The organism is Nocardia transvalensis (genome assembly GCF_015477765.1).
In the GTDB taxonomy this organism is placed as follows: Bacteria; Actinomycetota; Actinomycetes; order Mycobacteriales; family Mycobacteriaceae; genus Nocardia; species Nocardia transvalensis_A.
On record NZ_JADLQQ010000004.1, the window covers coordinates 197,215 to 210,944 of the forward strand.

At 67.5% G+C, this 13,730-nt stretch carries 15 protein-coding genes; 11 read left to right on the plus strand and 4 right to left on the minus strand.

Annotation, left to right across the window (positions count from 1 at the left end; all coding sequences use genetic code 11):
- Positions 1-16 precede the first annotated feature (16 nt).
- From IU452_RS12595 to IU452_RS12605, 3 genes are all read left to right on the plus strand, one after another.
- The gene (locus IU452_RS12595; RefSeq protein WP_195109188.1) at positions 17-949 is read left to right on the plus strand and encodes a family 2A encapsulin nanocompartment shell protein; all 933 of its coding nucleotides are present in this window, start codon (positions 17-19) and stop codon (positions 947-949) included.
- Positions 921-2,543 carry a family 2A encapsulin nanocompartment cargo protein cysteine desulfurase gene (locus IU452_RS12600; RefSeq protein ID WP_195109189.1) on the plus strand — a complete coding sequence of 541 codons (1,623 nt, stop codon included), beginning with the start codon at positions 921-923 and terminating at the stop codon, positions 2,541-2,543. The genes IU452_RS12595 and IU452_RS12600 overlap by 29 nt, the downstream gene beginning before the upstream one ends.
- Before the next feature lie 72 nt (positions 2,544-2,615).
- On the plus strand, positions 2,616-3,539 hold the full coding sequence (locus tag IU452_RS12605; RefSeq protein WP_195109190.1) for a tyrosine recombinase XerC: 924 nt from the start codon (positions 2,616-2,618) through the stop codon (positions 3,537-3,539).
- A 12-nt stretch (positions 3,540-3,551) separates the two neighbouring features.
- Here the strand turns inward: IU452_RS12605 and IU452_RS12610 are convergent, their stop codons facing one another.
- Complete coding sequence (locus tag IU452_RS12610) at positions 3,552-4,235, minus strand: ankyrin repeat domain-containing protein (RefSeq protein WP_195109191.1); 684 nt, start codon at positions 4,233-4,235, stop codon at positions 3,552-3,554.
- Positions 4,236-4,312: 77 nt separating this feature from the next.
- Between IU452_RS12610 and IU452_RS12615 the strand changes: the two genes are divergently transcribed.
- A complete protein-coding gene (locus tag IU452_RS12615) occupies positions 4,313-5,068 on the plus strand; it encodes a class I SAM-dependent methyltransferase (RefSeq protein WP_195109192.1) in 756 nt (251 codons plus the stop codon).
- Between the two features lie 119 nt (positions 5,069-5,187).
- A complete protein-coding gene (locus tag IU452_RS12620; protein WP_195109193.1) occupies positions 5,188-5,556 on the plus strand; it encodes a GatB/YqeY domain-containing protein in 369 nt (122 codons plus the stop codon).
- A 179-nt stretch (positions 5,557-5,735) separates the two neighbouring features.
- On the opposite strand, the gene IU452_RS12625 is transcribed toward IU452_RS12620, so the two are convergent.
- Positions 5,736-6,254 carry a DUF1990 family protein gene (locus IU452_RS12625; protein ID WP_195109194.1) on the minus strand — a complete coding sequence of 173 codons (519 nt, stop codon included), beginning with the start codon at positions 6,252-6,254 and terminating at the stop codon, positions 5,736-5,738.
- Between the two features lie 128 nt (positions 6,255-6,382).
- Between IU452_RS12625 and IU452_RS12630 the strand changes: the two genes are divergently transcribed.
- On the plus strand, positions 6,383-7,147 hold the full coding sequence (locus IU452_RS12630; RefSeq protein ID WP_228817498.1) for a siderophore-interacting protein: 765 nt from the start codon (positions 6,383-6,385) through the stop codon (positions 7,145-7,147).
- Positions 7,148-7,621: 474 nt separating this feature from the next.
- Here IU452_RS12630 and IU452_RS12635 read toward each other — a convergent pair whose 3' ends face one another.
- Positions 7,622-8,119 carry a M23 family metallopeptidase gene (locus IU452_RS12635; RefSeq protein WP_195109196.1) on the minus strand — a complete coding sequence of 166 codons (498 nt, stop codon included), beginning with the start codon at positions 8,117-8,119 and terminating at the stop codon, positions 7,622-7,624.
- 214 nt (positions 8,120-8,333) lie between these two features.
- Here IU452_RS12635 and IU452_RS12640 point away from each other — a divergent pair, with 214 nt between their 5' ends.
- Both IU452_RS12640 and IU452_RS12645 read left to right on the plus strand, forming a co-directional pair.
- The gene (locus IU452_RS12640; protein WP_195109197.1) at positions 8,334-8,708 is read left to right on the plus strand and encodes a YidH family protein; all 375 of its coding nucleotides are present in this window, start codon (positions 8,334-8,336) and stop codon (positions 8,706-8,708) included.
- Between the two features lie 160 nt (positions 8,709-8,868).
- Entirely contained in the window at positions 8,869-9,180 is a 312-nt protein-coding gene (locus IU452_RS12645; protein WP_195109198.1) for a DUF202 domain-containing protein, read from the plus strand.
- Positions 9,181-9,237: 57 nt separating this feature from the next.
- Here IU452_RS12645 and IU452_RS12650 read toward each other — a convergent pair whose 3' ends face one another.
- Positions 9,238-10,689 carry a cellulase family glycosylhydrolase gene (locus IU452_RS12650; protein ID WP_195109199.1) on the minus strand — a complete coding sequence of 484 codons (1,452 nt, stop codon included), beginning with the start codon at positions 10,687-10,689 and terminating at the stop codon, positions 9,238-9,240.
- A gap of 296 nt (positions 10,690-10,985) precedes the next feature.
- On the opposite strand from IU452_RS12650, the gene rpsB reads away from it, so the two are divergent.
- From rpsB to pyrH, 3 genes are all read left to right on the plus strand, one after another.
- Positions 10,986-11,816, plus strand: a complete 831-nt coding sequence (gene rpsB, locus IU452_RS12655; RefSeq protein WP_195109200.1) for a 30S ribosomal protein S2 — start codon at positions 10,986-10,988, stop codon at positions 11,814-11,816.
- Between the two features lie 106 nt (positions 11,817-11,922).
- Complete coding sequence (gene tsf, locus IU452_RS12660; protein WP_195109201.1) at positions 11,923-12,747, plus strand: translation elongation factor Ts; 825 nt, start codon at positions 11,923-11,925, stop codon at positions 12,745-12,747.
- 244 nt (positions 12,748-12,991) lie between these two features.
- Positions 12,992-13,720, plus strand: coding sequence for a UMP kinase (gene pyrH, locus IU452_RS12665; protein ID WP_195109202.1), 729 nt, complete (start codon positions 12,992-12,994; stop codon positions 13,718-13,720).
- The last annotated feature ends 10 nt before the right edge of the window (positions 13,721-13,730 follow it).

Consider the following 13,730-nt stretch of genomic DNA (forward strand, 5'->3'; position numbering starts at 1 on the left):
TCATGAAGGCGGTTCCATGACAAAAGCTGTACCGCAGCCCATGGCGTTGGGTGATGACGCTGCCCGGACGCTTGCGAATGCGACGAAGACCGTTCCGCAGATGGAGTCCATCACTCCGAGATGGCTGGTTCATCTGCTGGATTGGGTCCCGGTGGAGGCGGGCATCTACCGGCGCAATCGCGTCACCCACGAGCAGACCGTGGACATCAAGTGCGACAACGCCGACGAGTCTCCGCTGCCGGAGACCTTCGTCGACTACGAGAAGGACCCGCGGGAGTACCGCCTCAAGGCGGTGAACACGATTCTCGATGTGCACACCCGGGTGTCGGATCTGTATTCGAGCCCCCACGATCAGATTGCCCAGCAGTTGCGGCTGACCATCGAGGCGATCAAGGAGCATCAGGAGGGCGAGCTGATCAACAGCCCGGACTACGGGCTGATCGCGAATACGGCGGCCAAGCAGAAAATTTCGACGGTCGCCGGGCCGCCGACACCGGACGATCTGGACAACCTGATCACGAAGGTGTGGAAGGAACCGGGCTTCTTCCTGACCCACCCGCAGGGCATCGCGGCATTCGGCCGGGAATGCACGCGGCGCGGTGTGCCGCCGCCGACGGTCAGCCTGTTCGGCTCCCAATTCCTGACCTGGCGCGGCATACCGATCATTCCGTCGGACAAGGTTCCCGTCGAGCGCGGTAAGACGAAGTTTTTGCTGATCCGCACGGGTGAATCACGACAGGGCGTGGTCGGCCTCTACCAGCCGGGTCTGGCGGGCGAGCAGGGCATGGGGCTGTCGGTGAAGTTCATGGGTATCGATCGAAGTGCCATCGCGTCGTATCTGGTGTCGCTGTATTGCTCGCTGGCGGTGCTGACCGACGATGCCGTGGCCCTGCTCGAGGGAGCCGAGGTGAACAAGTTCCATGACTACGCCCCCACCTACCGGAAGTGATGCCTCGACTGCCGCAACGGACGCCGCTGCGGCAGGCCGGGGGCGCCTGCTCCCGGACGAGGCGACGCTGAACCGCCTTGCGGCGGAATTCTTCTCGGCCTTGCCGACGGAGGCGCCGACCACAGCGGTGGTACCGACCGCAGCGGCGGTGCCGCCCGGTGGACCCACGCCGGAGCCGTCGGTTCCGGCGTGGGAGCCGAATACGCCCATGTCCAGCCCGGCTTCGCAGCCGGGCGGCGCGGCCAGATATGCCGATCCGCTACTGCCCTGGTTGCCGTCACTGGATATCCCGCTGTCGCCGCCTCGGTTCGCAAGCTCGACCCCGCCGACGCAGGCGGGGCCGGACTTCTATTTCCTCGATCGGTCGAAGCATCCGGCATTCGACGTCCACGCCGTGCGAAACGACTTTCCGATTCTGCGCGAACGGGTGAACGGATATCCCCTGGTGTGGTTCGACAACGCCGCAACGACGCAGAAGCCGCGGCCGGCCATCGACCGGATCGGCTACTTCTACGAACACGAGAACTCCAACATCCATCGAGCGGCCCACGAACTCGCGGCGCGCGCCACCGATGCGTACGAGAAGGCGCGTGACACCGTCGCGCGTTTCTTGGGCGCCTCCTCGGCGGAGGAGATCGTCTTCGTCCGCGGGGCCACCGAGGGCATCAATCTGATCGCACAGACCTGGGGTCGCAAGAATATTCGCGAGGGTGACGAGATCATCCTCTCGCACCTCGAACACCATGCGAATATCGTGCCCTGGCAGCTGCTCGCACGCGAAACCGGTGCGGTACTGCGGATCATTCCGGTCGACGACAGGGGACAACTGCTCCTCGACGAGTACGGCCGGTTACTGTCGGATCGGACGAAACTCGTGTCGGTAGCGCACGTTTCGAATGCCCTGGGCACGATCACCCCGGTGCGCGAGATCGTGGCACAGGCCCACCGGGCCGGAGCCGTCACGGTCGTCGATGGTGCGCAATCGGTTCCGCATATGCGGGTCGATCTGCGTTCGCTCGACACGGATTTCTTCGTGTTCTCCGGTCACAAGCTGTTCGGGCCGACCGGAATCGGCGCGGTCTACGGCAAGTCCGACATCCTGCAGGACATGCCACCGTGGCAGGGCGGTGGGAACATGATCAGCGATGTCACTCTCGAGCGGTCGCTCTTCCAGCCGCCGCCGGGCCGATTCGAGGCGGGCACCGGCAATATCGCGGATGCGATCGGGCTCGGCGCCGCCATCGACTACGTCGAGTCGATCGGCATCGAGAACATCGAACGCTACGAGCACGAACTGCTCGCCTATGCGACACCGCGTCTCGCGGCGATTCCGGGTATTCGAGTGATCGGCACGGCGGCCGACAAGGCGAGCGTCTTGTCGTTCACGCTCGACGGCTACGAGCCCCTCGAGGTCGGCAAGGCATTGAACGAGAAGGGAATTGCCGTCCGCGCCGGCCACCACTGCGCCCAGCCGATTCTGCGCCGGTACGGAGTGGAAGCGACGGTCCGGCCGTCGTTCGCCTTCTACAACACCTGCGCAGAAATCGACCGCATGATCACCGTTGTCGAACAACTCGCACGTGCGCGCAGGTGAGCGCCCTCTCCGACATCTCGGCGTCGGCGCGGTGACTTGCCACGGGCGGCTCGGTCGGTGAACGTGGACGATATGGATGAGTTGCCCGAGGATCTGGAGGCGCTGCTGGAGGAGTATGGGCGGCACCTGCGGCTCGGGCGGAATCGGTCGGCGCATACGGTGCGCGCCTATGTGGGGGATGCGCGGTCGCTGCTGCTGCATTTGTGTGGGCGGGCCGCCGATTCCGGGGTGGGGGAGATCGATCTGGCGCTGTTGCGGTCGTGGCTGGCCGCGCAGTCCGCGGGTGGGGCGGCCCGCACCACCATGGCGCGAAGGGCCTCGGCGGCACGGACATTCACCGGCTGGCTGACCCGAACCGGGCGGTTGGCCGTCGACCCGGGACCGCGGCTCGGATCGGCCCGCGCGCATCGCGTACTGCCTGCCGTACTGGGTCGCGAACAGGCAAGCGAGGCCATGGCGGCCGCGGAATCCGGTGCGGAGCAGCACGATCCGATGGCACTGCGGGACCGGCTGATCGTGGAAATGCTGTATGCCACCGGAATTCGAGTGAGCGAGCTGTGCGGTTTGGACATCGACGACGTCGACCGGGAACGCCGTCAGGTGCGGGTGCTCGGCAAAGGGAACAAGGAACGCACTGTCCCCTTCGGCGTCCCCGCCGACCAGGCCCTCGAGGCGTGGCTGCGCTATGGCCGCCCCGGCTTCGCCACCGCCGAATCGGGACGCGCCCTGCTGCTGGGCCGTCGCGGCCGCCGCCTCGACCAGCGCCAGGCCAGAACCGTTGTGCACGAGGTCGTCTCGGCCATACCCGGCGCACCGGATATGGGCCCGCACGGCCTGCGCCACACCGCCGCCACCCATCTTCTGGAAGGCGGCGCCGATCTCCGCATCGTCCAAGAACTCCTCGGCCACGCCAGCATGGCCACTACCCAGCTCTACACCCACGTCTCCATCGAGCGCCTCAGAAAGGCCCACGACCAGGCCCACCCCCGCGCCTGACCGGCAGCAGGTTCACACGAACCCCGCTGCCACGAGCTCGAATCCGTCGGTGCGAACCCGATGCCGCTGCCCGGACCCCTCCACGATCCGGCACCAGCTCTGCACATCGAGTTCAGCGCGGTCGCCGCCGCGCACCAGAACGATCTGGAATCCCCCGTACATTCCCGGCACGGGAAACCACATTCTCGGATCCCGCGCCTCGGTGAGCGGTCCCAACTGCGGTGGGGTGATGCGAGCTTCGCGCATCAACCGCAGCGCCCGGCCCGCGACGACGGCGTGCAGCTGACATTCGAGCTGTGTCACAGCGAAGTCGTCGACCTCGTGCACCGGCTGCGGTGCCAGCGCCTCGCGAAGATGCCCGTGACCACGGGACTCCGCAACCTGCAGCGGTGTCTCACCACTCGCGCAGCGCAGGGTGCGCCAAGCGCCGAGCCGTATCAGTTCCTCCACCACCGACGTGGGTGCCCCGTGCCATGCCGCCTGATGCAGGGGTGCGTAGCCGGACATTCCACCCACCCGCGACGCATTGGGATAGAAGCTCTCGCTGACCGGCGGGAGTGTCGGCCGATGCGACAGCAGGTCGAACAACCTGGGCCAATCACCGTCTCGCCCTGCGTCGGCGAGGGCGTCCACATGCGCGACGATCGTGTCCTTCAACGAGTCTCGATTTCCGATACCGCACCATTCCACGCTCACGAGCCTGAGCGTACGAGTCCGGGTGCGCCAGGAAAATCGGTCGAGACGCGGTGAGGTTGCTGACAGAATGCTCCCACATGGGCTTGACGTTCGAGGGATTGGTGGAGGAGGCCGCGGCGGCCTCGGTGGATGGTTGGGACTTCTCCTGGCTGGATGGTCGCGCGAGCGAGGAACGCCCGTCGTGGGGTTATCAGCGGCTGATGAGCGGCCGGTTGAAGACCGCGACGGCCGCGCTGGACATCCAGACCGGCGGGGGTGAAGTCCTCGCCGAGGCCGAGACATTTCCGCCCACGACGGTCGCGACCGAGTCGTGGCCGCCCAATGTCGCGAAGGCCACCGCGCTGCTGCATCCGCGGGGCGTGGTCGTCGTCGCCGATCCGGACGAGCCGCCGCTGCCGTTCGCGGACGGCGCATTCGACCTGGTGACCAGCCGGCACCCGGCCACGGTCTGGTGGGATGAGATCGCGCGAGTCCTGCGGCCGGGTGGGGCCTACTTCGCTCAGCACGTCGGTCCGGCCAGCGTGTTCGAACTGGTCGAGTACTTCCTCGGCCCGCAGCCCGAGGCGCGCCGGGCACGCCATCACGACGACGAGGCCGCTGCCGCCGAGGCCGCCGGTTTGCAAGTGGTGGACCTGCGTACCGAGCGGCTGCGCATGGAATTCCACGACATCGGGGCGGTCGTTTACTTCCTGCGCAAGGTCATCTGGATGGTTCCCGGGTTCACCGTCGAGGCCCACCTGGATCGCCTGCGGCAACTCCATGATCGGATTCAGCAGGAAGGTCCCTTCGTCGCCCACTCCTCCCGCACTCTCATCGAGGCGCGAAAACCCTGACATCAGGGCACGAAAAGATACGCCTGCCCGCGCGGGCATGGGGCACCAGGGCTTGCGAACGCAGGGGCACGCCGGAAATGCGGTGGACCGGGACGGGTTGCCGCCGTACGGTCGTGCTCATGTCGATCGAGTTCACCGAGGCCCCGCTGCGGGAGCGGTTGCGTGCTGCTCTACCGGTTGCGATGAAGGCACGGGATCGGGATGCCGCGTCCGCTCTGCGGTCGGCGCTGGCCGCGATCGACAATTCCGAGGCCGTCGACGCGGCAGAAGTCAAAGCCGGGGCGATCGAGGCCAGCGCCGTGGGTCTGGGCGCGGCCGAGGCACGCCGCCGCGAGCTGACCGAGGCCGATATCGAACGGATCGTGCAGCGAGAGATCGACGAAAGGCGTTCCGCCGCCGAGGAATACGAATCTCTGGGCCGCTCGGACCGAGCCGACCGCCTACGCGCCGAGGCCGCAGCCTTGGCGGCACACCTGCCGACCAAGTGATCAGCGCCTATAACCCACTGCCAGTAGATGAGACGTCTGTACTGCTCGCGATCGATAGCCGAACCGCGACGTGAGGGCTGACCCGGACCGCGCGGTGTCTCACCCGGGCAGCAGCGGTGGGCGGGGCCATCGCCTCCCTGTGCGCCGCCACTGACACCGGCTTGTTGTGCCCCGGGTTCTCATTCACGCGGCCGGATCGTGTCGATGTACCTGGTGGCGAAATAGTGCTGGATCCATCGGACGGCTGGGCCGCCGAGGCGGGTGTACCAGGTGCCGGGGCGGGAGAAGGCGGCGACGACGCCGTATACCGCGTGGTCGGTGGGGTCGTATTCGACGGCGAACAGTTCCTCGCCTATTTCGGGATGGCCGCGGAGGGTGCCGTAGGCGAAGCCGCGGCAGTCGGGTTCGTCCAGGACGTAGACGACGCGGCAGGGTGCGGTGATGCCGAAGGGGCCCAGGCCGAGGCGGACGGTCAGCAGGGTGCCCGGGGCCGCGGTGGGCGTGCTCGCCTCGCGAAAGATGCCGGTGCCCTTCTGCATTCGGTAGGCCAGGATCTGGTCGGCCGCCGAGTCGAACAGGGTGCGGCCGGAGCCGATGCGGTGTCGCAAGCGGAAATGGTGGTAGCCGGGAGGGAATTCGTGCGCGGTAGCGCCGACTTCTGGATAGGTGAACGGTGCGGTCTGGGGGAGGTCGGCCATATCACCATCCTGATGTGCCGGATCCCGGTAGACGAGTCGGAGGACGATTAATTCCGATACATCCCGAGCTATCGGCGATTGTTCTTGCTACGCTGTCTTAGGTAACCCTAATTATGGAGGAGGCTTCCTTGGCTCGCACTCGTCACAGCTTCGTGGTCCGCGGCAGCGAACGCCTGACCGATCATCTGATCCGGATCCGCCTGGGCGGTCCGGGCTTCGCGGCCTTCGAGCCCAACGGCTACACCGATGCCTACGTCAAACTGCTGTTCCCGAATTCGGACGGCGAGGTGATGCGCACGTATACGGTGCGTGCGATCGACACCGAGGCGCAGGAGATCGTGATCGATTTCGTCTATCACGGCGACGAGGGCGTGGCCGGGCCCTGGGCGGCCGCGGCGCAACCCGGCGACGCCATCGACCTGTTCGGCCCCGGCGGCGCCTATTCGCCGCGCTCGGACGCGGACTGGCATCTGCTCGCCGGAGACGAGTCGGCGCTGCCCGCCATCTCGGCCGCCTGCGCCGTCCTACCGTCGAATGCGGTGGGAAGTGTCTTCGTCGAGGTCGCCGGTCCCGCAGACGAATTGCCGGTCGAGCGCCCTGCGGGCGTGGAACTGACCTGGCTCCATCGCGGAGACGCGGCCCCCGGCGAGGCACTGGCCACCGCGGTCCGCGCCGAGCCCTGGCGCGACGGACAGGCCCACGTCTTCATCCACGGCGAGGCCAAAGCGGTGATGCACGACCTGCGCCCCTACATCCGCAAGGAGCGCGGGGTCCCCGCGGACTTCGCGTCGATCTCCGGCTACTGGCGCCGCGGCCGCACAGAGGAGGGCTTCCGAGAGTGGAAGCGCGACCTGGCCGAACGAGAATCCACCCCAACCGCCCCCGCCCAATAACCCACCCCACCGCGCCCAACTCCCCGTGGCGCGTGGCAGCACCGCCCCCAATCGCCGGATCCAGTTCTGCGGCACGGCAAAGCTACCCACTCGTTCAACCGGCGGCCCACGAGATGGAGTTGGCGACGACACCTGTGACGTGGCTCGTGGACGGTTGGCCGACGAGCGGCATGGCGGCGTGTGGGCTGACAAGCGGCATGGCGGCGCGTGGGCCGACAAGCGGTGTGGCGGGGCGTGGGCCGACGAACGGCATGGCGGTGCGTGGGGCCAACGAGCGGTGTGGCGGTGCGTGGGCCGACAAGCGGTGTGGCGGTGTGTGGGGACGATGAGCGGTGTGGTGGTGCGTGGGACGACGGACGGCGTGGTGGTCGACGAGCGGTTCGGCGGGGGGTTGGCCGACGAGCGGTCCGGGAGCGTGCTGGACGAGGACGCGTTGATATTGGACGCTGGCTCGGTCTGTTCGGCGGTGGTTGATCATGTCGGGGCAATGGGTTTGAGGCGCAGGGGGGTTGTGCGCAGCAGGCCGAGGGGGTCCAGGTAGTCGTGGCCGCGGCGGGCTCCCCAGTGCAGGCAAGGGGTGGGGCAGGCCTCGTGGCCGGGTTCGAGGGTGCCTACCGCTTCGCCGCGGAATACTCGGTGGCCGGGCGGGACGGTGGCTCGGACCGGTTCGTAGGTGGTGCGGAGGCCGCCAGGATGGTCGATGGACACCACGGGTTTGCCGGCGACCTCGCCGGCGAATGCCGTGATGCCGTCGGCTGCGGCGAGTACCGGCTGGCCCGTCGTGCCGGCGAGGTCGACGCCGCGGTGGCCGGGTAGCCAATCGTGCTCGGGTTTGTCGAAGGGGCGCAGCACCGCTGGGCGCGGGTGCAGCGGCCAATCGAATCGAAGGGCAGGTGCCGCCCCGGACTCGGGGGCGGGCAGGAATACCGGCAGCAGGAGCCAGGTCAGCACGACAGCGGTCAACCAGCGCATATCGGCCACTCTGCTCGTGACCCGGCCGTGTGGAAAGATCGGTTTCGGCGAGTGTGGATAACCATCCGATTGTGAACAGAGCGCGTTCCCGCGCGGTCGCGTGGCGCGCGGAGAGGATGCCGATGGCCTTGCCGGACCGACGCACCGCTCAGTCCATCGCCGCCGCGCCGCTGCGAAAATCGCGTCGACCCACGATGATCCGGGCATCGGTCGCATGACGGAGACCCCGCCCGACACCACGGAGACCTCGCCCGATCCGCGCGAGTCCGAGGTCGACTACCGCTTCACCCTCGCCAACGAACGCACCTTCCTCGCCTGGATCCGCACCGCGCTCGGTCTGCTCGCCGCCGGTGTCGCGGTCCACGAACTGGTCCGCCCGTTCCGCCGCCACGACCTGCGCGCCGCCCTCGCCATGAGCTGTATCGTGCTGGCCGCGATCGTCGCCCTCGGCGCCTACGGCCGCTGGCGCCGCGTCGCCGCCGCCATGCGCCGCGGAAAACCCCTCCCGCACACGGTGCTGGTCCCCATCCTCGCTGTGGGCATCGCCCTCATCGCACTCCTCGCCAGCTTCGGCCTGCTCGTCTCATGACCACTTTCGAGCGCGGGACGCAAGCCGACAGCACCGCCGCCGCAGCGTCTCGACATCATGCCGCCGCGCCCTGCCGTGCGGCGCGCTCCCACGCCGTGACGACTCCGGGCCCCGTGCCGGGAGCGGTTCTCATCGCCATCAGCGCAGAACTTCTCGGCTCATGACCACCTCCGAACGTGGCCTGCAGGCCGAACGCACTGCCCTGGCCTGGTGGCGCACCGCCATCGGTGCGATGGCCAACGCCCTGCTGTTTCTGCACGTCGCCCTGGTCAGCGATCGGCCATCGGCCATCGCCCTCCCGTTCGCGGCCGTCGCAGCTTTGATCGTGGTAGCCGTAATCGCGCTGCGCCGCAGCAGGTTTCTACACAGCCACCACCGAAGCCAGTGGCACGAGGCGCGTTTCGCCGTCGCCGTGGTCACCGTCGCCATCGTGGCCGTCGCCTGCACGGCGATCGTGCTCGGCTTCGAATAGGTTTCGGCCGAGTAGCGGTGCCCCGCCACCCGCCACGGACGCGGACAGACCACCACGTCAGGAACGTGCCCGGATCACCACGTCCACGGCTAGTGCGCCGGAATCGGCCTCGATGGTGACGACGCGGCTGTCGGGGGCCGACGTGGCGCGCCCACCCTGGACATCGACGGTGTAGCCGTTCGGGTAGTGCAGATCCGAGGTAGTGATTTCGGTTGGCACACCGAGATTTTCGGGCCGGTAGCGATAACGCATTTCGCCGGTCCGGGCGTCGAAGGACAGTGACAGCGGAGTGCCCGCGGTCGCCCGGGGGTAGGTGCGCACCAGCTGCCGACCCAGATCGCCGGTGAAGGGATCCGGGCGGTCTCCCGGCCCCTCGATGCTGTTGTAATGCCACCACATCCAGCCGACGAGGCGCTGATCGGCGCGGTCGAGGGTGCGGGCCGCGGTGTCGGCGCGGGTGTCGCCGCCGAATTCGGTGACCAGCGCTGGTATTCGGGTGCGTGCCTCGAAGGTCTCGTAGTTGGACCAGGTGCGGTCGTGCTGAACACCGCACAGGCCCACCAACTCTCGCGGCAGGCCCAGATAGATCGCCGCCTCGTTGAACACGCAGTAGTCGTGGAAGGAGAACCCGATCGCCGGATCGGTAATCGCCGGTGTCAGTGGTGGTTCCGCGATATGGGTGGGAATCGTCTGATTCCACATCACGTGCGGTTCCCACAGCACGGGCGCCGTCGGGTCACCCTCGCGGATGCGCCGGGTCAGCCGTTCGTGCACCTGCTGGTACTGCGCGTCGAACTTCGGGCAGCCCGCCGGTATGCAGCTCGGATAGGCCAGACCCGGCCACGGCTCGTTCATCACCTCGTAGCCGAGCACCGCCGGATTGCCGCGCAGCCGTGCCGCCAGCGCGGCGAGAGCGTCCCCGAGCCGGTCGACCACACCGCCGCCGTTGTTCCAGAAGTTGGTCCACGCCAGATTCAGCGACAGCATCAGCGCGTTGTTCAACGGCCAACCCGGATTCGGTTCGCCCGGAAAGGGTTTCGGGTCGACCGCCCACGCCGGAAAGCCGTTCCCGCCGAAGACGGCACTCAGCGAATCCTGGTGATGATCCAGCAGCACATGGATACCGGCCCGCCCGAGCACGTCCACGGTCTGTGCCACGCGCTCGATGTAGTCGCGGTCGATGCGTCCCCGCTCGGGCATCAGCCCGTCGAATTCCACACCGAGCCGGACCGCGGTGAACCCGTGCCGGGCCAGCAGGTCGGCATCGCGGGCGGTGATGGTGAGGCCGTCGCCCGGAGTGACGTAGGGCGGGTCCTTGTCCACGTTGTTCACCCCGTGCAGGAGGACCACCCGCCCCTGCTCGTCGACGAACCACGAGCCCTGGACGGTCAGGCGAGAGATCGGTGCGGGGTCGGCGGCGGCTGGTTCGGTCACGGTCGTTGCGACGGCGAGTGCGACGGTCGCGGCCACGACGGCGGCCCAGCGAGCGCCCGGAGTCAGTGAACGCATGTGTCAACGGTGGGGCATGCGGGACGCGGTCGGGGGCACATTCTGGACGATTGACCAATACCGTGGGTGGAAATAGGGGGTTCCGGCCGACCCCGTTTAGGTTCCCGCGCCACCTGGTCGTAAACTGTGCTTGCGGTCCGCTCATCACCGGATCGACTTCGCGCGCCCGTCACTGTGGGTCGTCGGCTGGTCCCGAACATTCGTGCATATGCCGAATCGGGTCCGGCGGCCGCGGGCGCCAGGGCAGAGGTCGCCGATCTCTGCGTCAACCAGCAACGAAAGGTTGTTACGGAGCCATGGCTGTCGTAACCATGAAGCAGCTGCTCGACAGCGGCGCGCACTTCGGGCACCAGACCCGCCGGTGGAACCCGAAGATGAAGCGGTTCATCTTCACCGACCGCAACGGCATCTACATCATCGACCTGCAGCAGACGCTGACCTACATCGACAAGGCCTACGAGTTCGTCAAGGAGACCGTGGCCCACGGTGGGACCGTGCTGTTCGTCGGCACCAAGAAGCAGGCGCAGGAGGCCATCGCGGCCGAGGCGACCCGCGTCGGTATGCCGTATGTGAACCAGCGCTGGCTGGGCGGCATGCTCACCAACTTCTCGACCGTCCACAAGCGGCTGCAGCGCCTGAAGGAGCTGGAGTCGATGGAGCAGACCGGCGGTTTCGAGGGTCGCACCAAGAAGGAAATCCTCATGCTCACGCGTGAGAAGAACAAGCTGGAGCGCACCCTCGGCGGTATCCGCGATATGGCCAAGGTGCCCTCGGCCATCTGGGTGGTCGACACCAACAAGGAGCACATCGCCGTCGGCGAGGCCCGCAAGCTGAACATCCCGGTCGTCGCGATCCTCGACACCAACTGCGACCCGGACCTGGTCGACTACCCGATCCCGGGCAACGACGACGCCATCCGCTCGGCCGCGCTGCTGACCAAGGTCGTCGCCTCCGCGGTCGCCGAGGGTGTGCAGGCTCGTGCCGCGCGTGCCGCCGGCGATGCCAAGCCGGAGGCCGGCGCCGGTGAGCCGCTCGCAGAATGGGAGCAGGAGCTGTTGGCCCAGGCCAACCCGAACGCCGAGGCGGCCCCCGAGACCGCCGAGGCGCCGGCTGCGGCCGAGAGCTGAGTTAGCAGCTCCCCTTTGTTCACCGTGCCGGCCCTTCCTGTTCGGAAGCGGTCGGCATGGTGGTGCTAAGAGACCCTAGAGACCAACATCGAGGAGGCTCGCCAGGATGGCGAACTACACCGCCGCGGACGTGAAGCGGCTTCGCGAGCTCACCGGCTCCGGCATGATGGACTGCAAGAAGGCGCTGGAGGAGACCGACGGCGACTTCGACAAGGCCGTCGAGGTCCTGCGCATCAAGGGCGCCAAGGACGTCGGCAAGCGCGCCGAGCGTGCCACCGCCGAGGGCCTGGTCGCCGCGTCGGACGGCGTCATGTTCGAGATCAACTCCGAGACCGACTTCGTCGCCAAGAACGACGAGTTCCAGAACCTGGCCGGCGATATCGCCGAGGCCGCCGCCAAGGTCCGCCCGGCCGACCTGGACGCGCTCAAGGCGTTGGACGTCAACGGCAAGACCGCCGATCAGGCCGTGCAGGAGCTGGCCGCCAAGATCGGTGAGAAGCTGGAGCTGCGCCGGGTCGTGTCGTTCACCGGCCCGGTCGCGACCTACCTGCACAAGCGGTCCTCGGACCTGCCGCCGGCCGTCGGCGTGCTGGTCGAGTACCAGGGCGAGGGCGACGAGGCCGCCGAGGCCGCCCGCAGCGCCGCCATGCAGATCGCCGCGCTGAAGGCCCGCTACGTCACCCGCGACGAGGTTCCGGCCGACGTCGTCGAAAAGGAGCGCGGCATCGCCGAGGCGACCGCCCGCGAGGAGGGCAAGCCGGAGGCCGCGCTGCCCAAGATCGTCGAGGGCCGCATCAACGGCTTCTACAAGGACGTCGTCCTGCTGGAGCAGCCGTCGGTCACCGACAGCAAGAAGACCGTCAAGCAGCTGCTGGACGAGGCCGGTGTCACCGTGACCCGCTTCGCCCGCTTCGAGGTCGGCCAGCCCTGATTCGGCTGTCAAGACCCCTCGCGTAAAGGATTGCGCGAGGGGTCTTTTCATGTCGGACGCCGCCGCCCATCTGCGGGAACGGACCCCGCGGGATCGATGTATCGCTCGATTCCGGGGTCGGGTAACGTTTCGGGCCGGTCGTAGGGCAGGATAGACAGAGCTTCGTCACCGTCTCGTGTCCACCCCGACACCAGATGGTCTTTTCGCGTGTGTGTACCCGTCTGCCGAAGAGGTAAGGAGACCGATGTCGGACCCGGAACCGGCCCGTAAGGGCTATCGCCGAGTACTCCTCAAGCTGGGTGGGGAGATGTTCGGCGGCGGCAAGGTCGGACTCGACCCGGACGTGGTGCAGACGGTCGCCGAGCAGATCGCCGAGGTCGTCTCGACCGGCGTGCAGGTGGCGGTCGTCATCGGCGGCGGAAACTTCTTCCGCGGCGCCGAACTCGAAGAACGCGGCCTCGAGCGGGCCCGCTCGGACTATATGGGCATGCTCGGCACCGTCATGAACAGCCTTGCGCTGCAGGACTTCCTGCAGAAGCAGGGCGTCGACACCCGGGTGCAGACGGCGATCACGATGGGCCAGGTGGCCGAGCCGTATATCCCGTTGCGCGCCAAGCGGCATCTGGAGAAGGGCCGCGTGGTGATCTTCGGCGCCGGTATGGGCATGCCCTACTTCTCCACCGACACCACCGCCGCCCAGCGCGCCCTCGAGATCGGCGCCGAGGTGGTGCTGATGGCCAAGGCGGTCGACGGGGTCTTCACCGCCGACCCGCGGGAGGATCCGACCGCCGAAATGTTCTCCGAGATCACCCACAAGGAGATGCTCGAGCGCGGTCTCAAGGTCGCCGACTCCACCGCGTTCAGCCTCTGTATGGACAACCAGATGCCGATTCTGGTGTTCAATCTTTTGACGAAAGGCAATATCGCCCGTGCGGTGGCCGGTGAGAAGATCGGCACGCTGGTTCGATCCTGAACGGATCGAC